21 protein-coding genes, 1 rRNA gene, 2 pseudogenes and 1 riboswitch are annotated in these 26,752 nt (G+C 69.7%); of the genes and pseudogenes, 9 read left to right on the forward strand and 15 right to left on the reverse strand.

What is annotated here, in order from left to right; genetic code table 11:
* The first annotated feature begins 71 nt into the window (after positions 1–71).
* Together PV419_RS45845 and PV419_RS45850 are read left to right on the forward strand one after the other, a co-directional pair.
* Positions 72–1,049: a threonine/serine dehydratase gene (locus PV419_RS45845; RefSeq protein ID WP_319699371.1), complete on the forward strand. Its 978-nt coding sequence runs from the start codon at positions 72–74 to the stop codon at positions 1,047–1,049.
* Positions 1,050–2,115: 1,066 nt separating this feature from the next.
* Positions 2,116–2,856, forward strand: a complete 741-nt coding sequence (locus tag PV419_RS45850; protein ID WP_319699328.1) for a methyltransferase domain-containing protein — start codon at positions 2,116–2,118, stop codon at positions 2,854–2,856.
* 61 nt (positions 2,857–2,917) lie between these two features.
* Here PV419_RS45850 and PV419_RS45855 read toward each other — a convergent pair.
* A pseudogene (locus PV419_RS45855) lies at positions 2,918–4,167 on the reverse strand (IS256 family transposase).
* Positions 4,168–4,293: 126 nt separating this feature from the next.
* Between PV419_RS45855 and PV419_RS45860 the strand changes: the two are divergent.
* From PV419_RS45860 to PV419_RS45870, 3 genes and pseudogenes are all read left to right on the forward strand, one after another.
* A pseudogene (locus PV419_RS45860) lies at positions 4,294–4,470 on the forward strand (VOC family protein); the annotation flags it as partial.
* Between the two features lie 48 nt (positions 4,471–4,518).
* Positions 4,519–5,478, forward strand: a complete 960-nt coding sequence (locus PV419_RS45865) for a sulfotransferase (RefSeq protein ID WP_319699330.1) — start codon at positions 4,519–4,521, stop codon at positions 5,476–5,478.
* A gap of 207 nt (positions 5,479–5,685) precedes the next feature.
* Complete coding sequence (locus tag PV419_RS45870) at positions 5,686–6,510, forward strand: PhzF family phenazine biosynthesis protein (RefSeq protein WP_319699332.1); 825 nt, start codon at positions 5,686–5,688, stop codon at positions 6,508–6,510.
* A 73-nt stretch (positions 6,511–6,583) separates the two neighbouring features.
* Here the strand turns inward: PV419_RS45870 and PV419_RS45875 are convergent, their stop codons facing one another.
* On the reverse strand, positions 6,584–7,363 hold the full coding sequence (locus PV419_RS45875) for a CPBP family intramembrane glutamic endopeptidase (RefSeq protein ID WP_319699334.1): 780 nt from the start codon (positions 7,361–7,363) through the stop codon (positions 6,584–6,586).
* Between the two features lie 176 nt (positions 7,364–7,539).
* Here PV419_RS45875 and PV419_RS45880 point away from each other — a divergent pair, with 176 nt between their 5' ends.
* Positions 7,540–9,372, forward strand: a complete 1,833-nt coding sequence (locus tag PV419_RS45880; protein WP_319699336.1) for a substrate-binding and VWA domain-containing protein — start codon at positions 7,540–7,542, stop codon at positions 9,370–9,372.
* Between the two features lie 103 nt (positions 9,373–9,475).
* Here PV419_RS45880 and PV419_RS45885 read toward each other — a convergent pair whose 3' ends face one another.
* On the reverse strand, positions 9,476–10,981 hold the full coding sequence (locus PV419_RS45885) for a glutamate--cysteine ligase (protein WP_319699338.1): 1,506 nt from the start codon (positions 10,979–10,981) through the stop codon (positions 9,476–9,478).
* A 443-nt stretch (positions 10,982–11,424) separates the two neighbouring features.
* Here PV419_RS45885 and PV419_RS45890 point away from each other — a divergent pair, with 443 nt between their 5' ends.
* Positions 11,425–12,003 carry a hypothetical protein gene (locus PV419_RS45890; RefSeq protein ID WP_319699340.1) on the forward strand — a complete coding sequence of 193 codons (579 nt, stop codon included), beginning with the start codon at positions 11,425–11,427 and terminating at the stop codon, positions 12,001–12,003.
* A gap of 270 nt (positions 12,004–12,273) precedes the next feature.
* Positions 12,274–12,480 carry a DUF5999 family protein gene (locus tag PV419_RS45895; RefSeq protein WP_319699373.1) on the forward strand — a complete coding sequence of 69 codons (207 nt, stop codon included), beginning with the start codon at positions 12,274–12,276 and terminating at the stop codon, positions 12,478–12,480.
* 88 nt (positions 12,481–12,568) lie between these two features.
* Here PV419_RS45895 and gcvP read toward each other — a convergent pair whose 3' ends face one another.
* Positions 12,569–15,463, reverse strand: a complete 2,895-nt coding sequence (gene gcvP / locus PV419_RS45900) for an aminomethyl-transferring glycine dehydrogenase (RefSeq protein WP_319699342.1) — start codon at positions 15,461–15,463, stop codon at positions 12,569–12,571.
* Positions 15,464–15,653: 190 nt separating this feature from the next.
* A riboswitch (glycine riboswitch) is annotated at positions 15,654–15,751 on the reverse strand.
* 145 nt (positions 15,752–15,896) lie between these two features.
* Between gcvP and PV419_RS45905 the strand changes: the two genes are divergently transcribed.
* Positions 15,897–16,214 (forward strand): PRC-barrel domain-containing protein, encoded by a 318-nt coding sequence (locus PV419_RS45905; protein ID WP_319699344.1) that lies wholly within the window; start codon positions 15,897–15,899, stop codon positions 16,212–16,214.
* Here the strand turns inward: PV419_RS45905 and PV419_RS45910 are convergent.
* The 11 genes from PV419_RS45910 to rrf all read right to left on the reverse strand — a co-directional run.
* Positions 16,204–17,673 (reverse strand): DNA polymerase IV, encoded by a 1,470-nt coding sequence (locus PV419_RS45910; RefSeq protein WP_319699345.1) that lies wholly within the window; start codon positions 17,671–17,673, stop codon positions 16,204–16,206. The two genes, PV419_RS45905 and PV419_RS45910, sit on opposite strands and share 11 nt — an antisense overlap.
* Before the next feature lie 144 nt (positions 17,674–17,817).
* The gene (locus PV419_RS45915) at positions 17,818–18,444 is read right to left on the reverse strand and encodes a MerR family transcriptional regulator (protein WP_319699346.1); all 627 of its coding nucleotides are present in this window, start codon (positions 18,442–18,444) and stop codon (positions 17,818–17,820) included.
* 209 nt (positions 18,445–18,653) lie between these two features.
* Positions 18,654–19,127, reverse strand: coding sequence for a bifunctional nuclease family protein (locus tag PV419_RS45920; RefSeq protein WP_014181304.1), 474 nt, complete (start codon positions 19,125–19,127; stop codon positions 18,654–18,656).
* Between the two features lie 52 nt (positions 19,128–19,179).
* The gene (locus PV419_RS45925) at positions 19,180–19,941 is read right to left on the reverse strand and encodes a MerR family transcriptional regulator (protein WP_319699347.1); all 762 of its coding nucleotides are present in this window, start codon (positions 19,939–19,941) and stop codon (positions 19,180–19,182) included.
* Positions 19,942–19,958: 17 nt separating this feature from the next.
* The gene (locus PV419_RS45930; RefSeq protein WP_415925520.1) at positions 19,959–20,792 is read right to left on the reverse strand and encodes an FHA domain-containing protein; all 834 of its coding nucleotides are present in this window, start codon (positions 20,790–20,792) and stop codon (positions 19,959–19,961) included.
* 130 nt (positions 20,793–20,922) lie between these two features.
* Complete coding sequence (locus tag PV419_RS45935) at positions 20,923–21,891, reverse strand: DUF881 domain-containing protein (protein ID WP_319699349.1); 969 nt, start codon at positions 21,889–21,891, stop codon at positions 20,923–20,925.
* Positions 21,892–21,895: 4 nt separating this feature from the next.
* A complete protein-coding gene (locus PV419_RS45940; protein WP_319699350.1) occupies positions 21,896–22,228 on the reverse strand; it encodes a small basic family protein in 333 nt (110 codons plus the stop codon).
* A complete protein-coding gene (locus PV419_RS45945) occupies positions 22,225–23,160 on the reverse strand; it encodes a DUF881 domain-containing protein (RefSeq protein ID WP_319699351.1) in 936 nt (311 codons plus the stop codon). Before PV419_RS45945 ends, PV419_RS45940 begins: the two co-directional genes overlap by 4 nt.
* A gap of 133 nt (positions 23,161–23,293) precedes the next feature.
* Entirely contained in the window at positions 23,294–25,789 is a 2,496-nt protein-coding gene (locus tag PV419_RS45950) for a mannose-1-phosphate guanyltransferase (protein ID WP_319699352.1), read from the reverse strand.
* Between the two features lie 115 nt (positions 25,790–25,904).
* Entirely contained in the window at positions 25,905–26,513 is a 609-nt protein-coding gene (locus tag PV419_RS45955; protein ID WP_319699354.1) for a CDP-alcohol phosphatidyltransferase family protein, read from the reverse strand.
* Between the two features lie 143 nt (positions 26,514–26,656).
* Positions 26,657–26,752: ribosomal RNA gene (gene rrf, locus PV419_RS45960) — 5S ribosomal RNA — on the reverse strand; the annotation flags it as partial.

Below are 26,752 nucleotides of genomic sequence, written 5' to 3' on the forward strand. Positions count from 1 at the left end.
CCGAAGGCGTGTCCGGCAGGCTTCGACAATTTCTCGTGGAGTGTCAGCCAGCGGCGCTAGGCTGCTGTGTCGTGCAGAAGACGCGCCTCAACTCCACTCGGATCCGAGCGGCTCGCCGGGTAATCGACCCGATGTTTCTCGACACTCCGCTGTACCGCTGTGAGGCGCTGGAGCCCCACCTCGGTTGCGCGGTCAGCGTCAAGCTCGAAACGGCGAACCCGGTCCGCAGCTTCAAGGGCCGCGGCACCGAGGTGGTCGCGAGCCAGCTCGCCAATGACGGCTCGCGAGCCGTGGTGTGCGCGAGCGCGGGCAACCTCGGCCAGGCCCTGGCCTGGTCCGGTCGCGGCCGGGGACTCGACGTCACCGTCGTGGCATCCCGCTTCGCGACTCGGGCCAAGCTCGATCGCATCCGCGCACTGGATGCCAGGCTGGAACTGGTGGACGGCGACCACGAGCTGGCGCGCGAGCGGGCCGCGGCCATCGCGCGGCACGACGGCATTCGGCTGGTTGAGGACAGCCTGGACATCGAGACCTGCGAGGGCGCGGCGACCATCGGCCTGGAACTGGTGGACACCGCGCCGTCCTTCGACGCCGTCCTGATCGCTCTCGGCGGCGGGGCGCTGGCCACCGGCGTGGGTCATGTGATGAAGACCTTGGCGCCCGATGTCGAGGTGATCTGCGTCCAGCCGTTGGGCGCACCGGCGCTGACACGCTCGTGGCGCCAACGGCGCGTCGTCACCACCGACTCGACCGACACCATCGCTGACGGCGTCGCCGGTCGGTATCCCATCCCGGCCGTCCTGGACGACCTTCTTCTGGTCGCCGACGACGCCGTCCTTGTCCGGGAGGCGTCGATCATCGCCGGTATGCGGATGCTCCTCGACCAGGCTGGCCTCGTCGTCGAGCCGTCGGCCGCGCTCGGCGTCGCGGCGATCCTCGAAGACCGTGACCGCTTCGCCGACCGGCACGTAGCCACCATCGTGTGCGGCAGCAACGTCGACATGGACGCATATCACCGCTGGGTCGGTGCTCCCATCCACAAGCCTTGACGGTTGCTCTGGCAGTGTGCCCTGAAGCGATGGGCGTTCATCGATCGCGTGTGGTTGCGGTGCGGGCAGCCGGTGATGTGGTGCCTTCGGCTGCTTGCTCGATGTGGGCTTCTCGAGCCAGCCGCGGGATAGCCGGTAGCACTTGCGTGGTTCGCGTGGCGTTCGAACGGCCTCTGGCATTGTTCGCAGATCAGCGGGTTGAAGAAGGTGGCTGGGTCATGGCCGCGGGATGCCTGGCGGGATGCCTGTGTGCGGCATCGGCGACTGCACCATCTGCGATGGGGATCGGACGGGGATTTCACGCCTATCGGGGTTCCGCAGAACGCGCATGTCCGTGAGGGCAGGGGAAGTCCGTTCCGCTCGATCATCCAGTCCCAGCGGGAGATCTGTCGCCTGCATTTCTCCGAGCAGGTGCGCTCGGAGACCGGGGTGGCTGCTGGCAGGCGTACTCGCAGGCGGTGCAGGTGCGGGGTTCGTGTTGCTCGGTGGTGTCCTTGTTGCGGAGCTGACGTTCGATGTAGGCCACTGCCCGCAGGGCTCTGTGACCTCGCGTTTGAGGGATGGACAGGCTCGGCATCGGGCGGGGCAGGTTGCCGAACGTGCGGTCGAGCAGAAAGACGGAGCCGCACTCCTTGCACTTCGTGGTGTCGAGAATCTTCCGCAGCTGTCCGGCGTCACAGCCGGTGACGGCCGCGAGCCGTTCCCAGGACGCGTTGCGATATCCAGGCGGTCCCGCGAGGAACCGCCGCAGGTAGGGGGGGGCGGGAGGCAGTTGGCATGGGCGAGGCGGGCGATGAACGGATAGCGGCCTTCACCAGCGATTGGCCGGGCCTGGAAGGGGAGCTTGGCGATCGCCTCACCGTTCGTACTGGGCTGTTTCACGCGCTCGCTGTCCTCCCTGGCGTCTCATCCGGGCCGATTGCCACCGCGGTTGGACCGGTGATCCTCGCTCGTTTCTGGTGCGAGGTGTTGGGGTACGTCGTACCGACGCACCGAGAAATTGTCAACACTTGTGGATGGCTCATCAGCAACGGTAGGTGGCGAGTGACGAGGCATACTGGCCGTCGTGGCGACGTATGACCGCATCGGTGCGACCTACAATCACACGCGACGACCCGACCACCGGATCGCTGTCAAGATCCACGAGGCGCTCGGCGATGCTGGCACTGTCATCAACGTCGGTGCTGGTGCCGGCTCCTACGAACCACCGCAATCGGTGCTGGCGGTTGAACCCAGTGCGGTGATGATCGCCCAGCGTCCGGCCGGATCTGCGCGGGCCCTGCAGGCATCCGCGGAGTCGATCCCCATCGCCGACGACTCGGCCGACGCGGCGATGGCCATCCTGACTGTGCACCACTGGACGAACCTGGAAGCCGGTATCGGGGAACTCCTTCGGATCGCCCGGCAGCGCGTCGTCATCTTCACGTGGGACCAGGCCATCTTCCGCACCTTCTGGCTGCTGGACGAGTACCTGCCCGAAGTAGCCGCGTTCACCGACACACAGACCGTCCGCGTCGATCGGCTGGTTGCGCTGCTGGGAGGTGCCCGCGTCGAGACGGTCCTGATCCCGCACGACTGCACTGACGGATTCGGTGCTGCATTCTGGCGCCGGCCTGAGGCATATCTCGATCCGGAAGTGCGAGCAGGCATCTCGATGCTTGCCCAAACCGGCGAGCAGGTCCTCCGCCCGGGCCTGACCCGGCTGGCCAGCGACCTGTCCTCCGGCCTGTGGCACGAACGGCATGCTGACCTGCTCGACCGCGAAACATTGGACGTCGGCTACCGACTTCTCGTAGCGGACCTTTAGGAACAGGCGGACGACTGACTCCCCACTCGGGCAGATTCATGCCGTCTGCGGTGGGACTTGGTTATGCCGCGAGGGCCTTGGGCCGTTCGACGAGTTGGCCGCGTTCGAAGCGGGCCCGGCACGGACGAGAGCGACGAGATGGGGTGCATTCATGGCCCGCCACCGGGCCTGGGCGGACTCGATGAGCTTGAAGACCATGGCCAGTGCGGCGGCCCGGGAGCCGGCGCCCTTGGTGACCTTGGTCCGCAGCCGCACGGTCGCGAAGGTCGACTCGATCGGGTTCGTGGTCCGTAGATGGATCCAGTGCTCGGCGGGGAAGTCGTAGAAGGCCAGCAGCTCGGCCTCATCCTCTGTGATCTTCTTGACGGCCTTGGGGAACTTCGCCTGGTACTGCTTTTCAAACGCTTTGACCGCGCTGGCCGCGTGCTCCTTGTCCTCGGCGTTGTAGATGCCCTGGATGGCCTTCTTCGCCGCGGGCTGGGCCGACTTGGGCAGGCTGTCGAGGACGTTGGCCGTCTTGTCCCAACACCTTTGGTGACGGGTTTCGGGGAAGACCTCGTGAAGCGCATTCCAGAAGCCGAGGGCGCCGTCGCCGACAGCGAGGACGGGAGCGCGCATGCCCCGCCGGGCGGCATCCCGCAGCAGGCTCGCCCAGGACTCGGCGGATTCCCGGTAGCCGTCGGCCATGGCGATCAGTTCCTTGGTGCCGTCCGCGCGCACGCCCATCACAACCAGGACGGCAGCCTTGGCCTCCTCGAGGCGTATGCGCAGGTGGATGCCGTCGGCCCAGACGTAGACGTAGTCCGTGGCGGACAGGTCGCGCTCGCCGAACGCCTTGTGGTCGGCCTGCCACTGGGTGGTCAGCCGGGTCACGGTGGCCGGAGAAAGGCCGGCGGAGGAGCCGAGGAACTGCTCGAGCGCGGGCACGAAGTCGCCGCTGGACAGGCCGTGCAGGTAGAGAAGCGGCAGCACCTCGCTGATCTTCGGGGACTCCCTTGCCCAGGGCGGCAGGATCGCCGAGGAGAACCGCTTGCGCTCGCCCGTCGCCGCGTCGATGCGCTTGTCGTTAACGCGTGGAGCCTTCACCTCGATCGTCCCGGCCGCGGTGGTCACGTTCCGGGGCTGGTGGTGTCCGTTGCGGACGACGAGACGCCGCCCGCGCTCGTCCTTCTCGTCGTCCAACTCGGCTATGTAGGCGTCAACTTCGGCCTCCAGCGCGGCGGCAAGCATCCGCCTGGCGCCCTCCCGGACGATCTTGTCGATCAGGGACCCGCCTCGCGTCGAGCCGTCCTCGGTGACTACCGTGAGCATGGGCGTACCTTCCCGGCCGACGGGCCAACGTCGGCCTACTCGATTCCAGTCAATCGATCACCCGGGAAGGTACGCCCTTCGCGTCCAACCCGGGTCCGATCCACAGGACTTGAGCATTGCTCGGCGCCACCGGAGGGGTTCGCCACTTGGGACGATTTCAAGCGCTCGCAGCCACCTGAGCAGCGGGATTCATGGTTCGCCTGCAGTGATCCCTCAGGTGTGGGCCCGCGACTGTACTTCCAGCGCGTCCCCGAAGGGAAGGCCGCCAAGAGCCGGCTGCATCTTGATGTGCGGGTCGGCACGGCGGATATTCGGTTGCGCGGGCGCGGTGCCGAGACTTGACTGAACGCCATGTCCACCCCCTCACCGATCTTCGTAGCGGGTACGGGTCGTTCGGGAACATCGCAGCTCGCGAACATTCTCGGCGAACACCCGCAGATCCGCAGGATTCCGATCGAGACCCGGTTCATCGTCGATCCGGGTGGCTTGCGAGACCTGGCGGATGCACTCACGATTCGATACGACCCTATCGTCGGGGACGACGCCCTCCGCAGGCTGAGCGACATGCTGACAGTGCGACTGGCCGGCAGGCGCGACAGAGACCGGGGTTATACCGTTCCCGCGGCCATCGGTGAGCGGCACTACTGGGACGCTGTGGGACGGCTGTGGTCGGAGCTCGTCGCGAGCACGTTCGACGAGTCCGTGCCTGCGGCAGGGTTCGGGCATGGCGACTGGCCTGCCGGGCCGTTCGAGCCTCAGAGTTACCGGCGGGCGGTCCCGAAATACTTCAGCGATCGGCGCGAACTGCTCAAGATCCTTCGTCGCGCAGTCGACACGATGTTCGGCGGAGCAGCTGCCGACGCGGGAAAGCCGACCTGGTGCGAGAAGACACCGTTCAACCTTCTGTGCATGGACTTCCTCTGGGAGCTCGTCCCTGAGGCGACCATCGTCCACATCAAGCGCCACCCGGTCGCGGTGGTCGCGTCACATGTCGACCAGCCATGGGCACCGCCCACGGTCGACGGCGCGCTCGCATGGCTCAAACCGGTCTATGACCGATGGCTCGCCTGGAAGGCCACGGTCGATCTGACGGGCAAGCGATATGTGGAGGTGAGAGCCGAGGATCTCGCAGCCAACTGGCCCGAGCAGCGCCGCGCCCTGTTCGAACTGCTCGGTGTCGACGACTTCGCGACCATGTCGACGTTCCAGTCACACAGGCTGGAAAATCGCGATGGCCAATTCGACCGCGGGACCCGCGAGTTCGTCGAACGAACGCTTGACGGTGTTATCCCAGCCATGGGATACGCGTAGAGGCCCGCGCAGAACGAACGCTCCGACGAGCAGTGGGCGGTGGTGGGCCCGTTCCCGCACGCGTGGAAGGCCCGGAATCCATCGGTGTCGGGTCATCAGGGCCGCTACGAGCTGAGAAGGTACCCGGCTTCGTTGAGACAGGTCATCAGTCCACGCTCCGGGAATTGGCCATCGCCCAGGGCCCGGACGGCCCTCTACGGTCGGCGCATGCGGATCCGAATCGTTGACGCCTTCACCGACCGCCCCTTCGCCGGAAACCCGGCCGGGGTCCTCCTCCTGGACACCGACGCGTTCCCCGACGACGACCGGCTCCAGCGGATCGCCTCCGAGGTCAACCTCTCCGAGACCGCCTTCGCGCATCCACTGCCCGAGGGCGCGGAGGCCGACTGGGCGCTGCGCTGGTTCACCCCGGCCACCGAGGCGCCGATGTGCGGCCACGCCACGCTCGCCACCGCCCATGTGCTGCGCACCACGGGAGCCGCGAGAGGCACGATCCGCTTCACCACCCTCAGCGGGGTGCTGTCGGCGACGGCCGAGGACAGCGGCATGATCACCCTGGACTTTCCCACCGCCGAGCTGGCCACGCTCGACGTGTCCCAGGGCGTGGCCGGCGTCGCCGACGCGCTCGGCGCCCGGATCCTGTCCGCCCACCACACCAGCCCGTACATCGACGACCTCCTCCTGGAGGTGGCCGACGAGACGGCCGTGCGCACGCTGTCCCCGGACCTCGCCGCGCTCGCGCGGACCGGCCACCGCGGCTGCATCGTGACCGCGGCCGCCGAGGACCCGGCCCGCGGCTACGACTTCGTCTCGCGCGTCTTCGCCCCCGCCGTCGGCATCGACGAGGACCCGGTGACCGGCAGCGCGCACACCGCCCTGGCACCCTTCTGGTCCGCGCGGCTGGGCCGCGCAGACCTGACCGGGCTGCAGGCGTCCGCCCGCGGCGGGCTGGTCCGTACGGCGCTGCGCGGCGACCGCACCCTGTTGACCGGCGCCGCGGTCACCGTCGTCGACGGCGAACTGCTCGCTTAGGTGCCTGTTCAGCTATCGGACCCTGAGCGCGTGGTCATGGCCCGGAACCCGCCCGGCGGCGCCCCCGGACGGGTCAGGCCGTGGGCAGCCAGTCCACCCGGCCCGCCAGCAGGGCGTATCCGACGAAGGCCACGATGTCGATCAGGGCGTGCGCGGCGACCAGCGGCCCGACCCGCCCCCAGCGGCGGTAGAGCAGCACGAAGACCACGCCCATCGCCATATTGCCGAAGAACCCGCCGATGCCCTGATAGAGGTGGTACGAGCCGCGCAGCACCGAGCTCGCCAGCAGTGCGGCCATCGGCGTCCAGCCCAACTGCCCGAGCCTGCGCAGCAGATAGCCGACGACGATCACCTCCTCCAGCACGGCGTTCTGCACGGCGGAGGCGATCAGCACGGGGATCTTCCACCACACGTCGGGCAGCGCCTCGGGCACCACCGTCAGATTGGCCCCGGCCGCCCGCGCGCCGAGGTAGAGCAGCAGCCCCGTACCGCCTATCCCGGCCGCCACCGCGACGCCCGCGCCCAGGTCGAAGGCCGGCCGCCGTCGGTCGAATCCGATGGCGCGCAGCCCGGCGCCCTCCCGTAGCAGCAGATGGGCCACCAGCGCGACCGGCACCAGCGCGGTGGAGATGCCGAAGAGCTGCCAGGCCAGATCCAGCCAGGGCCTGCCCGGTGCCTGAGAGGCGTTGAGCGTGGCCGCCTTGTCCTTCAGCCCGCCGGGCGCGGTCACCGAGCCGATGAAGCTGATCAGCGCCGACACGCCGCTCGCGCCCAGCGACAGCGCCAGGACCAGCAGCGTCTCATGGCGCAGGACGCGCTCCGAGAGCCTGCCCTCCGGTGGGGAAAGCTCCATGTCCCGCGCGTGTGACTGCACCCCTGCCTCCAGTTCCGCTGTTCCGCCTCATCGGTGGTCGTGTGCCGCTAGGGTCTCGAAAAGAGTTCCGAAGATCGCGCAACGGTCAGGGGAGAGCGCCATCCCGCTGGCGCGCCCCTCTCCTGACAGCTTCATCTTCACAGGAGACGCAGCACATGGGACGCCACAGCCTGCCCGAGGACTCAGCCGACCCTCTCCACTCACCACGGCAGGACCCTACGGGGTCCCGGTCCTCCGCCCGCCGCCGGGCCGTCGCGATCTCCACCGCGGTCGTGCTCGCCCTGGCCACCGGTGCGGCACTGGCCCTGCGCGGCGAGCTGCTGGCCCCGATGGAGTCCTGTGCGAACGACGCCGTGCGCATCGGGGTGGCCGCGTCCCCGGACATCGCCCCGGCGCTGCGTGAGGTCGCCGAGCGCGCCCGGTCCGCCCAGGTCCGGTCCGATGGCCGCTGCCTCGATGTGAAGGTCACCAGCCGGGCGCCCTACGAGGTGGCCGACGCGCTCGGCGACGACAGCCGCGACCCGGGTTTCCAGGTGTGGCTGCCGGACTCCAGCGTGTGGGTCGACCGCGCGGCGTCCTCCCCCGCCAAGTCCGTCCCCCTGGACACACTCGGCGGCGTCGCATCCTCGCCGGTCGCCGTGGCGGCGACCCCGTCGGCCGCCAAGCGGCTCGGATGGCCGGAGAAGAAGTACAGCTGGGCCCGGCTGACCGGGGCCGCGACCGGAGACGAGGACCTGCGGCTCGGGACCGCGGACCCGGCGCGCAGCGCCACCGGGCTGCTGGCCCTCGCCCGTGTCAACGCCTCGATAGCCGAGGAGAGCGGCGGGCCGGGAAAGGGCGGCGGAGCCGACACGCGGGCCGCCGCCACCGCGAAACTCCTGTCCCAGCGCGTCTCCGACAGCGACGACCAGGTGCTGACCACGCTGCCGCGCGACGACTCGGGCGCGGAGGCGGGGAATCCGCGGCGCAATCAGGCGCTGTTCCTGTCCGAGCAGGCCGCCTACCGCCACAACGCGGCGGCCGGGGGCTCCCCTCGGCTCCAGCTGTTCTATCCCGAGGACGGCACCGCCGAGCTCGACTATCCGTACACGGTGCTGAATGACGACGCGCTCACCACCGTGCGGGCCCGCGCCGCCACCCGGTTCATGACCTTTCTCTCCGACTCCGGGAACCGCCGGATCCTCGCGCGGCACGGCTTCCGGCCGGCGAGCGGCAAGGCGGTCGAGGCGGTGACCCGTACGGCGGGCGGCAAGGCGCCCCAGCCGTACGCGGTGGTCCCGGCCTCCGGGCCGTCGGGTGCGGAGCTGGACACCGCGCTGGGCATGTGGACGATCACCGTGCAGAGCGCCCGGCTGAACACGGTCGTCGACGCCTCGGCCTCCATGTCGGCCCCGGTGCCCGGCCGGCGCGGCGAGTCCCGGATGGCCGTCACCAAGGCGTCCTTGCTGCGGGCGCTGGCGCAGTTCACACCGGAGGACGAGATCGGGCTGTGGGAGTTCTCCCGGCGGCTCGACGGCGCCCGGGACTACCGGGAGCTGGTCCCCACCCGGAGGCTGGGCCTGCGCACCTCGGACGGGTCCACCCAGCGCGACCGGCTGACGACCGCCTTCGGCGCTCTGGAGCCGGTGCCGGGCGGGGCGACCGGGCTGTACGACACGGCGCTCGCGGCGTACCGGAAGGCACGCGACGGCTACGCGGAGGGCAAGTTCAACGCCGTCGTGCTGCTCACCGACGGATCCGACCAGGACGAGGACAGCATCTCGCGCAAGGCGCTGGTCAAGGAGTTGGAACGGCTCGCCGACCCGAGCCGCCCGGTGCCCCTGATGGCCATCGCCGTCGGGCCGGACGCCGACCTGTCCGCGTGCGAGGACATCGCGGAGGCGACCGGCGGCTCGGCACAGCAGGTGGAGGACCCGGCGCAGATCGACAGCGTGATCCTCAAGGCGATCGTGTCGGCGAGCCGGGCGGGCGCGGAGGACCCGGGCTGAGACACGCCCGAAGGGCGCCTCATTTTTTTGAGGCTCGGCTCTCCCCAACCGCTCGGAGGCGCCCCCGCCCATCGGTAGCTGGGGGCGCCCCCGGCCGGGCCGGTCAGCCGGGGAGGGCGGTCGGCCAGGTGTGCACCGGTTCGCCGGTGCGCATCAGCTCGCAGTAGCGGCGGGTCATCGCCGCCAGCGCGGCGTCCCGCCCGAGCCCGCTCTCCCGCGCCCGGTGGTACACGGTGGCCTGCCAGGAGGCGCCATTGACCCGCCGTCGGCAGCGCTCATCGATGATTCCCAGGTAGCGCTCGCGGTCGGCGGCCTCGACGCCCCAGGCGTCGAGGCCGGCGGCGGCCAGCGGCAGCAGTTCCTCCTGGACGAGCCGGACGGCGGGGATGCGCACGGTCGAAGAGGAGCGGCCGCCCGGCTTGGGCCACCGCAGGACCGCGTCGATGCCGTGGCGGCAGGCCGTGTCGAAGTTGGCCGCCGCGGTCTCGAACGGCAGCCGCTTCCACACCGGGCGCGGCTCCTCGGCGAGCGCCCGCACCAGGCCGTAGTAGAAGGCGGCATTGGCGATGACATCGCTGACGGTGGGCCCGGCGGGCAGTACACGGTTTTCCACCCGCAGGTGCGGCACGCCGTCGGCGACCGCGTACACGGGGCGGTTCCAGCGGTAGATGGTGCCGTTGTGCAGCACCAGCTCATTCAGCAGCGGCACCTCGCCGTCGTCCAGCACCCGCAGTGGGTCCTCGTCCCCCGCGGTCGTCAGCAGTGGCGGGAAGAAGCGCAGATTCTCCTCGAAGAGTTCGTACGCGTCGCTGATCCAGCGCTCGCCGAACCAGGTCCGCGGACGCACGCCCTGGGCCGCGAACTCCGGCGGGCGGACGTCCGTGGCCTGCAGGAACAGCGGCGGACGGGACTCGCGCCACACCTCCCGGCCGAACAGGAAGGGGGCATTGGCGCCCACCGCGATCTGCGCGGCGGCCACCGCCTGGGCCGCGTTCCACACGGCCGCGAACCGGCCCGGGGTGACCTGCAGGTGCAGCTGGACGGAGGTGCAGGCGGCCTCGGGGGCGATCGAGCCGGAGGCGTAGCGGAACCGCTCCTCGCCCTCGACGTCGATCAGGAAATCCTCGCCGCGGGCGGCCAGCATCTGTTCATTGAGAAGTTTGTAGCGGTCATCGTAGGAGAGGTTCGTGGAGCCCAGGTCGCGGGCGGCAAGGGTCGGGAGAATTCCGATCATAACGATCTCGGAGTCCACTTCCCCCGCCTTGCGATCGGCATATGACAATCCCGTCCGGAGCTCTTCCGCCAACTGGTCGAGAACCCTTCCGTGCAAACGGTGGGGCACGATGTTTACTTCAAGATTGCACTGTCCGAGTTCGGTCTGGAAATCATGACTGGCGATTCTCTCCAGAACCTCGGCGTTCATCATCCTCGGCATCCCGTCGGACCCCGCGAGATTCAGCTCGATCTCCAGCCCCATGAGATTCCTCGGGCGGTCGAAACGCTTCTCGGCCAGGAGCCGGGCCAGCGCCTCAAGCCCCTGCCGGAGCCTCACGCGCTGCCGCTGCCGCCCGGACGGATCGAACTCCCCGGCTACGACCTTCTCCCCCATCGAAGCGTCCCTTCCTCGAGTGGATCAGCGGCCCCCGGCCGCGTACATCACGCTCGATGATGCCCAGCCAATGTGATCGATAACGCCACACGCGGACCGCCCAGCCGATAGGCTCTGCACAGCGCCGCATTGCCGTGATGAAAAACACCGGCGAGATCAAGCCTACCCAGGTTTGGTTAAAATGCCAGGTCATATCCGTGCATATGGCAGAGAATCGGCGAAAATCCCCTCGTCCGGGCGGGCCGGATAAGTGCTTGTCCGCAATACCGGGGACAGGTACATGAAACACGACGGGAACACTTGTCGTATAAACTCGGTAACCGAGGCAGAGAGACAACGTCCTGACATCGCGTCAGGCCCTCTGACCCGCGTACGCCGACAGCGCCATCCGCACCTGTCACGCCAGCGCTCCACCGTGTCTCCGAAGTGAGAGGCGACCCACCATGCCGCTGCACGTCCCCTCGGCTCCAGCGCCTGCTCGAAGCAGCATCCGCACGGCCCTTGGCTCACCCACCGCCGTCCGCACCCCGCTCCTCGGCTCCCTGGAGGGACCCTTCGAGCTCGAACTCCCGCTGCCCGTCCACGTCCTGGACGACATCACCGCCCCCGACGGCCCGCCGCGGGCCCGGCTCACCGGATGGCGGTTCCTGATCCGCGACGGTGAGCGCACGGTGGCCTCCGCCGAGGCGATGCTGGCCGCCGACGGCTGGGTCTTCTCACACTTCTCCGAAGGCCCGTATGTGTCCTCGGCCGAACTGGCGCTGCGCCAGGCCGAGTCGCTGCCCTCGGTGTACCAACCCCGGCTGCTGTCCATCCCGGAGCTGTACATGCTGACGCTGTGGCTGCGCGGCGACCCGGACGCCGACGCCGAAGAGAGCCACCTCGCCGCCGCCGACCTGCTGGTGCCGCTCACCCCCGCCCCGCCCGGGATCGCCGCTCACCGCGCGTACCGCGCCGCGGACCTGCTGCCGGTGCTCACCCTCCGGCTGACGCCGACGCCACTGCTGGGCTCCTCGGCCTGACCCCTCGCGGCCGCCGCCCACGCCCGAGCGCCCCGTGATCTGGAGGATCACGGGGCGCTCCGCTGCGGGCTCGTAACAGTCCTGTCAGGATGAACCGCCGGCCGTGTGGATGCGTCATTATCTAGCGAGTACCGGTGCCGCGAAATCCGTGCGGAAACCGGCCTGTAGGGCAACACTTGGAGCAACCGACCGACTGACCAACGGGGGGCGGCCATGACTGCCGCAGCAAGCCACAGGACACTCACCACACCCCAGCGAGAGATCCCTTCCATGTGCCAGCACCAGCCACCGTGCCCGTCAGCCGACTCCGCCGACCGGGAGGCCGCCCATCTCGTGGCGCACCACCCCGAGCAGGGCTGGAGCCTGCTGTGCAACGGTGTCCTCCTCTTCGAGGACACCGGTGAGCTCCTGCCGGACGGGCAGATCATCGCCCCGCACCGGCCGCTGGACACCGAGCGCGTCGTCACGGCGGCCTGAACACCCGTCGTCACGGCAGCCTGAACGCCCAGGGGCCGGCCCGGCATCTCTGCCGCACCGGCCCCGTACCCCGACCGGGCCTGCCCGGTCAGCTCTCGTACGACTCCAGCGGCGGGCAGGAGCAGACCAGGTTACGGTCGCCGAAGGCGCCGTCGATCCGCCGCACCGGCGGCCAGTACTTGTCGGCCGGCGACGCCCCGGCCGGGAAGGCCGCCTCCGTCCGGGTGTAGGGGTGCTCCCACTCCCCGCTCAGCGCGGCCGCCGTGTGCGGGGCGTTCCGCAGCGGGTTGTCGTCACCGGGCCACTCCCCCGAGCCGACCTTCTCGATCTCCGCCCGGATGGCGATCATCGCCTCGCAGAACCGGTCCAGCTCCGCCAGGTCCTCGCTCTCCGTCGGCTCGATCATCAGCGTGCCGGCGACCGGGAACGACATCGTGGGCGCGTGGAACCCGTAGTCGACCAACCGCTTGGCCACATCGTCGACGCTCACGCCGGTCGCCTTGGTGAGCGGCCGCAGATCGACGATGCACTCGTGGGCGACCAGGCCGCCGGGGCCGGTGTAGAGCACCGGGTAGTGCGGCTCCAGGCGCTTGGCGATGTAGTTGGCGCCGAGCACCGCCACCTGGGTGGCCCGGCGCAGCCCCTCGGCGCCCATCAGCCGGACGTACGCCCAGGAGATGGGCAGGATGCCCGCCGAACCCCAGGGCGCGGCCGCGACCGGGCCCACGCCGGTCGCCGGGCCCGCCGCGGGCTGCAGCGGGTGGTTGGGCAGATACGGCGCCAGGTGCTCGCGCACCGCGACCGGGCCCACGCCGGGACCGCCGCCGCCGTGCGGGATGCAGAAGGTCTTGTGCAGGTTCAGGTGGGAGACATCGCCGCCGAACCTGCCCGGTCGGGCCAGCCCCACCAGGGCGTTGAGGTTCGCGCCGTCCACGTAGACCTGGCCGCCCGCGTCGTGCACGGCCGCGCAGATCTCGGTGATGTGCTCCTCGAAGACGCCGTGTGTGGACGGGTAGGTGACCATCAGGACGGCCAGTTCGTCGCCGTACCGCTCGATCTTGGCGCGCAGGTCGTCGGCGTCCACCTCGCCGTCCTCGCCGGTCTTGACCACGACGACCTTCATGCCCGCCATCACGGCGCTGGCGGCGTTGGTGCCGTGCGCGGAGGACGGGATGAGGCAGACCGTACGCCGCTCCTCGCCGTTGGCGCGGTGGTAGGCGCGCACGGCCAGCAGCCCGGACAGCTCGCCCTGCGATCCGGCGTTCGGCTGCAGGGAGACCTTGTCGTAGCCGGTGGCCTCGGCCAGCCGCTCCTCCAGCTCGCGGATCAGCGTCAGATAGCCCTGGGCCTGCTCGACGGGAGCGAAGGGGTGCAGCGCCCCGAACTCCGGCCAGGTGACCGGCTCCATTTCGGTGGTGGCGTTGAGCTTCATGGTGCAGGAGCCGAGCGGGATCATGCCCCGGTCCAGGGCGTAGTCGCGGTCGGCCAGACGCCGCAGATAGCGCAGCATCGCGGTCTCGGAGCGGTGCCGGTGGAAGGCCGGGTGGTTCAGATACGTGTCGCCGCGCAGCAGGTCGGCGGGGAGTGCGTCGGCCGCCGCGGCGTCCAACTCGTCGATGGCGGGCAGCCCGCCGTCCACACCGAAGGCCGACCACACGGCGGAGAGCTGGGCGCGCCCGGTGGTCTCGTCGCAGGCGATGCCCACATGGTCGGCGTCGGTCAGCCGCAGGTTGACCCCGGCCTCGCGGGCCGCGGTGACGACCTCGGCGGCCCGGCCCGGCACATACGCGGTCAGGGTGTCGAAGAACGCGCCGTGCACAATCTCCACACCCCCGGCGCGCAGCCCCTCGGCCAGCACGGCCGCGTAGCGGTGGGTGCGCCGGGCGATGATCCGCAGGCCCTCCGGGCCGTGGTAGACGGCGTACATGCCGGCCATCACGGCGAGCAGGACCTGGGCGGTACAGATGTTGCTGGTGGCCTTCTCGCGGCGGATGTGCTGCTCGCGGGTCTGCAGGGCCAGGCGGTACGCCTTGTCGCCGTCGGCGTCGACCGAGACGCCCACCAGACGGCCCGGCAGGCTGCGGGCGTAGGCCGCGCGGACGGCCATGAAACCGGCGTGCGGCCCGCCGAAGCCCATCGGCACGCCGAACCGCTGGCTGCTGCCGACCGCGATGTCGGCGCCCAGTTCCCCGGGCGAGGTGAGCAGGGCGAGGGCGAGCAGATCCGCGGCGACGGTGACCACGGCGCCGAGCTCATGGGCCCGCTCGATGACCGGGCGCGGGTCGCGCACCGCGCCGGAGGCGCCCGGGTACTGCAGCAGCACGCCGAACACCCCGCGCTCGGCCACCTCGGCCGGTATGCCCGCCGAGAGGTCGGCGACCACCACCTCGACACCGGTGGGCTCGGCGCGGGTCTGGATGACCGCGACGGTCTGCGGCAGGGTGTCGGCGTCGACCAGGAACACGCCCTGCTTGACCTTGCCCACCCGCCGCGACAGCGCCATGGCCTCGGCGGCGGCGGTGGCCTCGTCGAGCAGCGAGGCACCGGCGGTCGGCAGCCCGGTCAGGTCGGCGACGACGGTCTGGAAGTTGAGCAGCGCCTCCAGCCGGCCCTGGGAGATCTCCGGCTGGTAGGGCGTGTACGCGGTGTACCAGGCGGGGTTCTCCAGCACGTTGCGCAGGATCACCGGCGGGGTGAACGTCCCGTAGTAGCCCAGGCCGATCATCGGGGAGAGCACCTGGTTGCGCTCGGCCAGGCCGCGCAGCTCGGCCAGTACCTCGGCCTCGCTGCGGGCCGGGGGCAGCCGCAGCTCCTCGGCGCTCCTGATGACCTCCGGCACGGCGGCCTGGGTGAGCTCGTCGAGGGAGCCGAAGCCGACCTGCGCGAGCATCTTGGCCTGTGCCTCGGCATCGGGTCCGATGTGGCGCCGCTCGAACGGAGTACCGCGTTCCAGCTCGGTCAGTGAGGTGCGATTGGCGGTCATCTGCGAGGCCTCCTGGTCTGTACGACCGACGAGGGGCACCACGGGTGCGGGTGCCCGAACGGCCTCCCCCTCTGTCATCTCGACCTGAGAGCTTCACCGGGCCCGCGGACGGCGACCCGGCTTTCACCGTCGGTGAGGAGGGGTTCCGGAGCTGTGCTCGCCCGTGGCCCACCCTGCTTTCCAGAGTGACCTCACCCGCGCGGTACGTGTGCCTGAGAGATTCCGGGGAGGATTTGCTCCTTCGGCGCCTCCGACGACGTCGGCGGAGAGCTCTCCCGCACGGGGTCTGCAGCCACAGTCAGCCTACCAGCGAGCCTGCCGCCAGGGATTTTGGGCAAGCGCTCGAGTGGACGCGCGCGGCGTTGTGGCTTTTCGTAGGTATCACGGAAAATCACGGGAAAACATGAAAAAATCGCCACCTGTGGGAGAGAGTGTGCAGACCGACATCGATCCGCGGACCCTCATCGGCCGCAAGGCCCTCGACCGCGACGGCACGAAGATCGGCACCGTGGACGAGGTCTACCTCGACGACGCGACCGGCGATCCGGAGTGGGCGGCGGTACGCACCGGCCTGTTCAGCCGGGACGTGTTCGTGCCTCTCGAACCCAGCGAGGTCGTCGGCGACACGCTGCGGGTGCCGTACGACCGGGCGCTCATCAAGGACGCGCCGGACTTCGGGGTCGGCCGCCATCTGTCGCCGGAGCAGGAGCTGCAGCTCTACCACCACTACGGTCTGGACGTCACCGGCTGACCCCGGCGTCGCTGTCCGTCCAGGCCTGGTCTTGGGCCTGGCCCTGCTCCTGGCCCTGCTCCTCGTCCAGGGCCGAGGCGTCGGCGTGGCTCACGGCGGACCGGATCAGCGGCAGCGGCTCCGCGGGCTCCAGCGCCGAATCGTCGACCGCGAAGGTCCGCACCCGGCCCGGCTCCGACCAGGGCTCCTCGAACCGCACGGTCACCCGGCCGACCCCGCTGCCCTGCACCCATCCCGCCCCGTACTCCGCGTGTCGTACGTCGGAGCCGGGCAGCCAGCGGCGCGGCCGGCCGGCGTCCTCGCCCTCTTCCTCGATCAGGTCCGCCGGGGCGGGCTCCGGTGTCCCTCCGGCCTCGCGCGTCCCCTCCGCGGCCTCATGAGCGGCCTGGGCGGCCTGGGCGAACAGATCCTCCTGGGTGTAGTCGGCCAGGCCGCTCACGCCCACTCCCAGCAGCCGCACACCCGCCGTGGTGTCCACCCCTTCCAGCAGCCGCGCCGCGGCCTCCCGCACCACTGCCGGATCGTCCGTCGGTCCGCGCAGCGTCTCGGACCGGGTCAGCGTGGAGAAGTCGTAACGCCGCACCTTGAGCACGACCGTGCGCCCCGAGCGGCCGGCCCCGCGCAGCCGCCGCACACACCGGTCGGCGAGCCGCGCCACCTCCAGCTGCACCCGAGTGCGGTCGGTGAGGTCGACGTCGTACGTGTCCTCCACCGATACGGACTTGGCGTCCCGCTCCGCGACGACCGGCCGGTCGTCCCGCCCACAGGCCATGCCGTACAGCGATGCGCCATGCGCCTTGCCCAGCAGCCGCACCAGCTCCTCCTCCCCCGCCTCCCGGGTCTCGTCGACGGTGTGGATCCCGGCCCGGCGCAGCGCCTCCGCGGTGGCCGGGCCCACCCCGGGGAGCGTGCGCACCGGCAGCGGCCCCAGCAGCTCCCGCTCGATGCCCGGCTCGATGAGCACCAGACCATCGGGCTTGGCCTGCTCGGAGGCGATCTTGGCGAGCATCTTGGACCCCGCCAGCCCCACCGAGCCGGTCAGCCCGGTCGCGGCCACGATGTCCGCGCGCAGCCGCTCCCCCACGGCCCGCGCCGCCTGCGAGGTGGCAGGGACACCGCCCGCCTCCAGATCCACGAACGCCTCGTCCAGGCTCAGCGGCTCGACCAGCGGGGACAGGGCGGCCAGCAGGGCCATGACCGTGTCGCTCACCTGGCGGTACAGGGTGAAGCGGGGGGTGAGATACGCCGCGTTCGGACACAGGCGGCGGGCTTGGGCCATCGCCATGGCCGAGTGGACCCCGAACACCCGCGCCTCGTAGGAGGCCGTGGCCACCACGCCGCGCGGCCCCAGGCCGCCGACGATCACCGGCTTGCCGCGCAGGCTGGGCTTGGCCGCCTGCTCCGCCGCGGCGTAGAAGGCGTCCATGTCCAGATGCAGAATCGTCGGCGCACCCCTCACACCTACAGATGCTGCCGCATGCCACTGACAATCGGGCGAATGACCATCAGGTGAGGCCGTCCGCGAGGCCGTGCGACGCCGCCGAGTCCTCGCACACTCGCGAGCCGGGCGCGGCAGCCGGCCCGCGCGGCTCCGGCTCCGCGCTCAGCCCGCGCGGTTGCGGCGCCGCGCGAGCTCGTCGGCGGGGTTGTGCCCCACCAGGGTCTCGCCGGTGTCCACGCGCTCGCCGTGGAGCTGCGCCAGCGCGCTCTCCACGTCCCGCCACACCACGCCCACGGCGATCCCGAAGACGCCCTGACCGCCCTGGAGGAGGTCGACCACCTCGTCGGGCGACGTGCATTCATAGACCGTCGCCCCGTCGCTCATCAGCGTCATCTGGGCGAGGTCGTCGAGGCCGCGCGAGCGCAGGTGCTGGACGGCGGCCCGGATGTTCTGCAGGGACACGCCGGTATCCAGAAGCCGCTTGACGATCTTGAGGACGACGACGTCCCGGAAGCTGTAGAGCCGCTGGCTGCCCGAGCCGTACGCAGGCCGCACGCTGGGCTCCACGAGCCCGGTGCGCGCCCAGTAGTCCAGCTGGCGGTAGGTGATGCCGGCGGCCGCACAAGCGGTCGGCCCGCGATACCCCACCTTCTCGGGCTTCGCCACGGCGCCTTCCCGCGGCGGTGCGGCCTGTGCCGCCACCTGAGCCTTCAAAGCCGGTTCGGCCGGTGCGCTCCCGGGGAGCGTGTACGGACCGCCTGCCGCCGTGCCGTCGCCGCTGCTTCTCACGCCGACCTCCGTCCTCGACCTGCCTTCTCGACGGTAGGCAGTCACCCGGGGTGCGTCAACGATCGCCACACTCGGCACGCCGAGTGATAATCACCCTAAGGGTGGTTTCCCGCATCCCTCTTGCGGGAAAGGCTACTCGAATGCGCTGACGAAGACCGGCAAACAGCGCAGCTCAGTTCACCGCCCGCCGCTCCCTGGCGGCTGATGGCTCACTGGCTGCTGGTGCCGAAGTCCTCGGGCGAGATCTGGTCGAGGAACTCGCGGAACTTCTCCACCTCGTCCTCCTGCTCGTCCGGGATGGCGATCCCCGCGTCGTCCAGCACCCCGTCACTGCCGTAGATCGGCGTGCCGGTGCGCAGCGCCAGCGCTATGGCGTCGGACGGCCGGGCGCTGACCTCCACGCCGCTGGCGAACACCAGCTCCGCGTAGAAGACACCCTCGCGCAAGTCCGTGATCCGGACCTCGGTGAGCTGCTGGCCGACCGCGTCGAGCACGTCCTTGAAGAGGTCGTGGGTCAGCGGGCGCGCCGGAGCCATGCCCTGCTGAGCGAAGGCGATCGCGGTCGCCTCCCCCGGTCCGATCCAAATGGGGAGGTAGCGGTCGCCTCCTACCTCGCGCAGGAGCACGATCGGTTGGTTGGAGGGCATCTCCACCCGGACACCCACGACGTCGAGCTCGTTCACACAGCAACCCTAGGACGTGCCCGGCCGGTTTGGATAGTCGGGGCCGGGCCGGTCACCGGGAACCGGCCCGCAGAGCGGACTGGACAAAGGCCGCATGAAGCCGCACGGACAGGTCGGCCAGCTCCCGAGCGCTGGCCTCCGCATGGGCTCTGGTCTGCGGATTTCGATGTCGTCGCAGGGGCGCGACCACCTGCTCGAGCAGTCCGACCTCGCGCTCCGCGGCGGCTTTCATGATCCTCAAATGACGTGGTTCCAGACCGAAACGACCCAGGTCCGCGACGAGCCTGGCGACGGTCACCGCCTCGATGTCGTACCCGCCGTCCGCACCCGGCCCGATCAGCCCGAACGACTCCCACTCGGCCAGCTTCCCCTCGTCGATCCCGGTGGCGGCCAGCAGCTCGGCCCGGCCCACCCGGGCGGCAGTGGGGCGCTCCAAGGCGCTCTCGGGCCCCTCCTCGGCCGATCCGGCCGATCCCTCCGGCAAGGCGCCGGAGGCCGCGACGGGCAGCTGCGGCCGCTCTCCCCGCTCCAGGGCGTCCAGATGCTCCCGAATGACCTTCAGTGGCAGGTAGTGGTCACGCTGCAGGCGCAGGATCTGGCCGAGCCGCTCCACGTCCTTTGGGCTGAATTTGCGATAGCCGGAGGGCGTACGACGCGGCTCGACCAGGCCCTCGGCCTCCAGGAAACGGATCTTGGAGACGGTGACCTCGGGGAATTCGTCCCGCAGCAGATTCAGCACGGTGCCGATGCTCATTGCCCGGCCACCCGCGGGGGCGGTGCCGGTGCCGGCACCGCCCGACGGTGTCTGAAGCATGGACCTCCCCTGACGGGTCAGATGCCGAAGCCCCGCTGGCTCGGGTAGAAGACCACCCGGTACTTGCCGATCTGCACCTCGTCACCGCTGGTCAGGATGGCGGAGTCGATCGCCTCGCGGTTGAGGTACGTCCCATTCAGGCTGCCGACGTCCGCGACGGTGAAGGAGCCGTCCTGACCGCGCCGGAACTCAACATGGCGACGCGAGACCGTCACGTCGTCCAGGAAGATGTCGCTCTGCGGATGACGGCCGGCCGTGGTCACATCGCTGTCCAGCAGGAAGCGGCTGCCGGAGTTCGGTCCGCGGCGGACCACCAGCAGCGCGGACCCCGGGGGCAGCGCCTCGACGGCCGCCTGGGCCTCCGGGGAGAGCGAGGGCAGCGGAGTCTGCCCGGTCACCTCGGAGTCATAGGCCTCCAGCCCGGAGATCGAGATGGTGGAGGTGGTCTCCGAGGCGCGCTCGGAGGGCGCCTGGCCCCGCAGCGGCGCGCCGCAGTTGGAGCAGAACCGGCTGGCCTCGGCGTTCTGATGGCCACACCTTTGACATACCGGCAAGCCGAACCCTCCGCCCGTGTTCGCGGTCGATGGCTCCCCGAAACCTATGCGTCCAGCCGCGGAAGGGTCAACAGAAGACGCGCCCTGACCACCCGGAATGCCGCCGCCGTCCCGGAACAGCGGACGCTCCTCGCTCACCCCGCTCTCCTCCGCGGCACGCGGGGCGCGGTGGCGGGCGGTGCTGCTGCCGCCGTCCTGGCGCGCGCTCTTGCCGAACAACTTCCCGAACAACTTCACGGGCGATTCCCCTTGACTGAAACAGACCCGCCCGTGGGGCAGGGCAAACCCTCGATGCACACACCAGACGGTCCGGACATCATCACAACGTCCGTGACCACCAGACAGTTTCCATCACGCGCGACTCTTCCGGTGCGCCGACCCCCCGCGTCCTCATTGTCTCGCCGCGAGACTCCCATACCTAACCACCTCACCGCGACGACGACCGAGCGTAGTCAGGCCGCTTCGCCGACCGCAAGGCGTCGACCACGATCTTCTTCGAGCGCTCGATGGACACGGTGACCTGCTCCTTTTCCAGGCTCTGCACCACTCCGCCCGGAATGTTCAGGGCCGGCTCCAAGTCCTCCGGCTTGCCGATGACCTTGATCACGTACGGCTGTGTCACTTTCCGTCCGTCGATTTCCACCGCGCCGCCGATATCCGCGAAGTACGTGCTCGCGACCACCCGCACCTTGCCGATCTGGATGGCCTCGGCCCCGGCGGCGCGCAGTTCCTGGACCGCGTCGAGCAGCATGTCCGACTCCACGGTGCCCCTCGACGCGCCGATCTTCATGGTGATGCCCGGCCCCTCGGCGGCGACGGTGCCCGCGAGCACACCGAGCTGCTGCTCTTTCTGGGCCGTCTGCTTACGGGCCTCCTCGGCCCGGTCCGAGCTGTTCTCCAGCTCGGTCCTCTGGGTCTCCAGCCGCTGCTTCTCGTCCCGCAGCCGCTGGGTGCGGTTGTCCAGCTCGTCGAGGATGCGCACCAGGTCCTCCTGCCGGGCGCCGCGCAGCACGCTGTTCTCATTGGTCGAGCGCACCTGGATGGCCAAACCGAGGCCAAGGCCGAACAGCAGGAGCGCGACGATGAGTTGAGCCCGCGTCAGCCGTGGCGGCCACAGACCCTTCACCAGCCGCTGACGGCCGGTGGACGACTCCTGGACCGCCTCGGGCTCCCCGCGGTCCGCTGAACCGTCTCCGGGCCCCTCGCCGGACTCTTCGCCAGGGCCCTCGCCGGGCTCATGGGCCGGTGCGGTCTCCCGCCGTTCCGCCTCGGCCTTCTCCCCGGGTTCTTCCGGCTTACGGGACCACTCGGGCTTATCGGACTGCTCGGACGTGCGGGGCCGCTCCGGCTCGCGGGGCTGCCGCTGGGGCTCCTGCGGGGTGTCGTCGGTCGTCATCGGCTCACGCCCGGAAGACATGGCGGCGGATGGCGGCGGCGTTGGAGAAGATCCGGATACCGAGCACGACCACGACACCGGTGGACAGCTGGGCCCCGACCCCGAGCTTGTCGCCCAGGAAGACGATCAGCGCGGCGACCACCACATTGGACAGGAACGAGACCACGAAGACCTTGTCGTCGAAGATCCCGTCGAGCATCGCCCGGAAGCCACCGAACACCGCGTCGAGCGCGGCGACGACGGCGATGGGCAGATAGGGCTCGACCACCGTCGGCACCACGGGTTGGACCACAAGTCCGACCACGACTCCCACGATGAGGCCCAATACGGCGATCACGATGTGCCCTTCCCTGTGTCGGTGCCGCCCTTCCCGGGGCCACCGGCTATCGGTTCTGCGGTTCGTACGATCAGACTCGGCGCGGCCGGAAGCCGCACCTCGTCCGCGGCGGAAATGCTCGTGCGGATGCCGTAGTTTTCGTGCAGTACATGCAGGTACTGTCCGTCGGCACTGTCCTGGAAGGTCGTGCTCAGCCGCCGTCCGTCCCCCACCGCGAGCACCGTGTACGGCGGCACCAGCGGCTTGTTGTCGACCAGTATGGCGTCCCCCGCGGCCCTGATCGCCGACAGGGCCGTCAGCCGCTGCCCGTTGATCGAGACGGCCTCCGCGCCGGATTCCCACAGGCCATTGACGACCCGCTGCAGATCACGGTCGCGCACCCGGCCCGTATCGGAGAAGCCGGTGCTCTCCCGCGGCCCCCCGCCGCCCTGGTCGGCCTCCTTGGCGTCATTGACAACCAGCTTGACCCCCGGCCCCTTCACCTCGGTCGCACCCGACAGCAGCGCGAGCAGCTCCCCCTTGTCCCCGCCGTGCTCCTCCAGCGCCTGCCGCTGCCGGTCGCCGACCTCCTTGCGGAGCCTGTCCAGGCTCTTCTGTAGGTCATCCGCGTTCGAGTTCCCGGACTCGATGCGGTCGATCAGCTTTTCCCGATCCTTGGCCAGCTTCGGCGCCGATATCCGGGCCTCGTCGGCGCCGATGGTCACGATGCCCGCCGCCAGCACCAGCCCCGCGGCCAGCACCAGCTTGCCGCGCAGGGTACGTGGCAGGCCCCGCCGGCCCTCCGTGCCGTGGCGCGCGGCGGCCTCGGCGTACCCCTCGTCGAGACTGTGGTCCATCACATTGGTCAGCAGCGACATGGACGCGTCGAGACGTGGGCGTGGGCTCGGCGGAGCTGTGCTCCGAACGGGGGGCTGCTGCGGCATGCCGCACATCGTCGCACGTCGCGGGCGCAGCCGCCGAATGGCCCCACCGGCGCGCCGGAAGCAGGCAGAGGCCGCTGCAGCCCCCGTGTGCTCCCGGGGGCTGCCTACGAGCTCTCAGACGCTCCCCACCAGGGGGAACGGGTCAGCGCCCGGCGCTCTCCACCACGGCGGACCACTCATCCAGCAGCGTCTGCGCGGACGCGTCGTCCGGTCCCTCCGCCCACAGATGGGTGACCGCCTCGGCGGGGTCGGGCAGCACCATGACCCAGCGCCCGTCGGCCTCGACCACCCGCACCCCGTCCGTGGTGTCGACGGACCGGTCGCCCGCCGCCTCCACCACCCGGCGCATGACCAGACCCTTGACCGCCCACGGAGTGGCCAGATCCCGGCGCAGGACATGGGCGCGCGGAATGCGCGCGTCGATCTGGCTGAGGGTGAGCTGGGTACGGGCCACCAGCCCGATCAGGCGTACGAAGGCGGCCGTGCCGTCGAAGACACTGCTGAACTCGGGGATGATGAAGCCGCCGCGCCCGTCCCCGCCGAACATGGTGCCTTCCGCCCTGGCGACCCGAGTGAGGTCGTCGGCCGCGGTCGTCGTCCACTCCACCTGCGTGCCGTGGTACGCCGCCACCTGCTCGGCGATACGTGTGGTGGTCACCGGCAGCGCCACCCGACCGCTGCGGCGCTCCGCGGCCACCAGGTCCAGCATGACCAGCAGGGCCCGGTCGTCCTCCACGATGCGGCCCCGCTCGTCCACCAGCGACAGCCGCTCGCCCACCGGGTCGAAACGCACGCCGAAGGCCGCGCGGGCCGAGGCCACGATCTCACCGAGCCGCACCAGACCCGAGCGGCGCGCCTCCGCCGTCTCGGTCGGGCGCGATTCGTTCAGGCCGGGATTGATGGTCAGCGCGTCGACGCCGAGCCGGCCGAGCAGGCTGGGCAGAACAAGTCCGGCGCTGCCGTTCGAGGCGTCCACGACAACCTTGAGGCCTGATTCGGCGATGCCGCTGGTGTCCACGGCACGCAGCAGGGAGCCCGTGTACGAGTCGAAGACGCTGGAGGGGAAGCTGAGGTCGCCGATCTCGCCGGGGAACGCCCGCCGGTACTCCTGCCGCGCGTACACCCGGTCCAGCTTCCGCTGCCCGGCGGCGGACAGATCGGCGCCGCGCTCGTCGAAGAACATGATGTCGACGGAGTCGGGCACGCCGGGCGAGGTACGGATCATAATTCCGCCGGCGCTGCCGCGCGCGGTCTGCTGGCGGGCCACGGGCAGCGGCACGTTCTCCAGGTCCCGCACATCGATGGCGCTGGTCTGGAGGGCCGAGATCACGGCTCGTTTGAGCGCCCGCGCACCACGGGAGTGGTCGCGCGCGGTGGTGACCGTCGAGCCCTTCTTGAGGGTCGTCGCATAGGCCCCGGCGAGCCGCACGGCGAGCTCCGGGGTGATCTCCACGTTCAGGATCCCGGACACGCCGCGGGCCCCGAAAAGATGGGCCTGGCCGCGCGACTCCCAGATGACCGAGGTGTTGACGAAGGCGCCGGCCTCGATTGTCTTGAACGGATACACCCGGACATTGCCCTGGACGATCGATTCCTCACCGATCAGGCACTCGTCACCGATGACCGCGCCGTCCTCGATCCGGGCCGCCCGCATGACGTCGGTGTTCTTTCCGATGACGCAGCCGCGAAGATTGGCCTGCTGGCCGACGTACACATTGTCGTGGACCACGGCTCTGTGCAGAAAGGCGCCGCTCTTCACGACGACATTGGACCCGACGACGGTGTGCTCGCGGATCTCCGCGTCCGCCTCCACCTTCGCGTAGTCGCCGATGTAGAGCGGGCCGCGCAGCACGGCGTCCTGATGCACCTCGGCGCCCTCGGCGACCCATACCCCCGGGGAGATCTCGAAGCCGTCGATTTCGACGTCGACCTTCCCCTCCAGCACATCGGCCTGGGCCTTGACATAGCTCTCGTGCGTGCCGACGTCCTCCCAGTAGCCCTCGGCGACATAGCCGTAAATCGGCTTGCCTTCCTTCATCAGCTGCGGGAAGACATCACCGGACCAGTCGACGGGCACATCGGGCTCGACATAGTCGAAGACCTCCGGCTCCATCACATAGATGCCGGTGTTCACGGTGTCGGAGAAGACCTGCCCCCAGGTGGGCTTCTCCAGGAAGCGCTCGACCCGGCCGCCCTCGTCGACGATGGTGATCCCGAACTCGAGGGGATTGGGCACACGGGTCAGACAGACCGTGACCAGCGCCCCGTTCTGCTTGTGGAAATTGATCAGCTCGGTGAGGTCGAAATCCGTCAGGGCATCACCCGAAATCACGAGAAAGGCATCGTCCTTGAGTGCCTCTTCCGCGTTCTTGACGCTGCCGGCGGTGCCGAGTGGCTTTTCCTCGTTGGCGTACGTGAGCTCCATGCCGAGCTCCTCGCCGTCCCCGAAGTAGTTCTTGACCAGCGACGCGAGGAACTGGACGGTCACCACGGTCTCGCACAGACCATGCCGCTTGAGCAGCCGCAGCACATGCTCCATGATCGGCCGGTTGGCCACCGGCAGCAGCGGCTTGGGCATGGTCGAGGTCATCGGGCGCAGGCGAGTACCCTCGCCTCCCGCCATCACGACGGCCTTCATGTCGGAAGCGTCCTCCTTGAAGAGACGACGGTCATGCCGACTGACGCACCCCGATGGCCCACATACCTGTCGCGTTACGAGCACCCCGCCACTACGGGCTGCCACATCAGCGAGCTCAGCCGGCCGCAGCGTCCGCCTTGACGAGTCGGCGGACCTGAACCACGTAGAGGACTCCTGCCCACCAATAGAGCGTTGTACCCCATCCGGCGAACGCCCATCCGAAAATAGCAGCGATTGTGTGAACTGGGCCACTTCCATCACTCAGAAGGAGCAACGGGAAGGCGTACATCAGGTTGAAGGTCGCCGCCTTGCCGAGGAAGTTGACCTGGGGCGGGGGATACCCATGACGCCGTAGGATGCCGACCATGACCAGCAGCACCAACTCCCGCGCGAGAAGGACCGCGGTCAGCCAGATCGGCAGGATGTCGCGCCAGGTCAGACCGACGAGTGTGGACAGAATGTAGAGGCGGTCGGCCGCCGGATCCAGAATCCGGCCAAGGCTGCTGATCTGGTTCCAGCGGCGGGCCAGCTTCCCGTCGAGGTAGTCGCTCACACCGCTGAGCGCCAGCACGAGCAGTGCCCATTCGTCACTCTTCGGCCCACCGAACTCGGGCCGCAGGATCAGCCACAGGAAAAGCGGGACGCCGACCAGACGCGCGGCGCTGAGGACGTTCGGGATGGTGAGCACGCGGTCGGTCTGGACGCGTGTCTCCTGGACCTCCACCCGGGAGCCTCCTGTGGGAACGGTGCCGATGGGATGCCCCATGACCTTACCGGTAAGGTATTGGACCCTGGCACGGGGCCCCGGGCACAACAAAAAGCTCCGGGCGGAAACCAATGGTTCCCGCCCGGAGCTTTTCAAAAATTGTTCGGCGGCGTCCTACTCTCCCACAGGGTCCCCCCTGCAGTACCATCGGCGCTGAAAGGCTTAGCTTCCGGGTTCGGAATGTAACCGGGCGTTTC

Origin of the sequence: Streptomyces sp. ME19-01-6, assembly GCF_033793745.1 — a bacterium.
GTDB lineage: Bacteria > Actinomycetota > Actinomycetes > Streptomycetales > Streptomycetaceae > Streptomyces.

What these genes read in the sequence shown, in the direction of transcription:
- PV419_RS45925 (WP_319699347.1), bottom strand. Translation starts at nt 19,941, where the DNA reads ATGCTTCAGACACCGTCGGGCGGTGCCGGCACCGGCACCGCCCCCGCG.
- PV419_RS45895 (WP_319699373.1), top strand. Translation starts at nt 12,274, where the DNA reads ATGTGCCAGCACCAGCCACCGTGCCCGTCAGCCGACTCCGCCGACCGG.
- PV419_RS45875 (WP_319699334.1), bottom strand. Translation starts at nt 7,363, where the DNA reads ATGGAGCTTTCCCCACCGGAGGGCAGGCTCTCGGAGCGCGTCCTGCGC.
- PV419_RS45950 (WP_319699352.1), bottom strand. Translation starts at nt 25,789, where the DNA reads ATGAAGGCCGTCGTGATGGCGGGAGGCGAGGGTACTCGCCTGCGCCCG.
- PV419_RS45865 (WP_319699330.1), top strand. Translation starts at nt 4,519, where the DNA reads ATGTCCACCCCCTCACCGATCTTCGTAGCGGGTACGGGTCGTTCGGGA.
- PV419_RS45880 (WP_319699336.1), top strand. Translation starts at nt 7,540, where the DNA reads ATGGGACGCCACAGCCTGCCCGAGGACTCAGCCGACCCTCTCCACTCA.
- PV419_RS45935 (WP_319699349.1), bottom strand. Translation starts at nt 21,891, where the DNA reads ATGACGACCGACGACACCCCGCAGGAGCCCCAGCGGCAGCCCCGCGAG.
- PV419_RS45885 (WP_319699338.1), bottom strand. Translation starts at nt 10,981, where the DNA reads ATGGGGGAGAAGGTCGTAGCCGGGGAGTTCGATCCGTCCGGGCGGCAG.
- PV419_RS45890 (WP_319699340.1), top strand. Translation starts at nt 11,425, where the DNA reads ATGCCGCTGCACGTCCCCTCGGCTCCAGCGCCTGCTCGAAGCAGCATC.
- PV419_RS45870 (WP_319699332.1), top strand. Translation starts at nt 5,686, where the DNA reads ATGCGGATCCGAATCGTTGACGCCTTCACCGACCGCCCCTTCGCCGGA.
- PV419_RS45945 (WP_319699351.1), bottom strand. Translation starts at nt 23,160, where the DNA reads ATGTGCGGCATGCCGCAGCAGCCCCCCGTTCGGAGCACAGCTCCGCCG.
- gcvP (WP_319699342.1), bottom strand. Translation starts at nt 15,463, where the DNA reads ATGACCGCCAATCGCACCTCACTGACCGAGCTGGAACGCGGTACTCCG.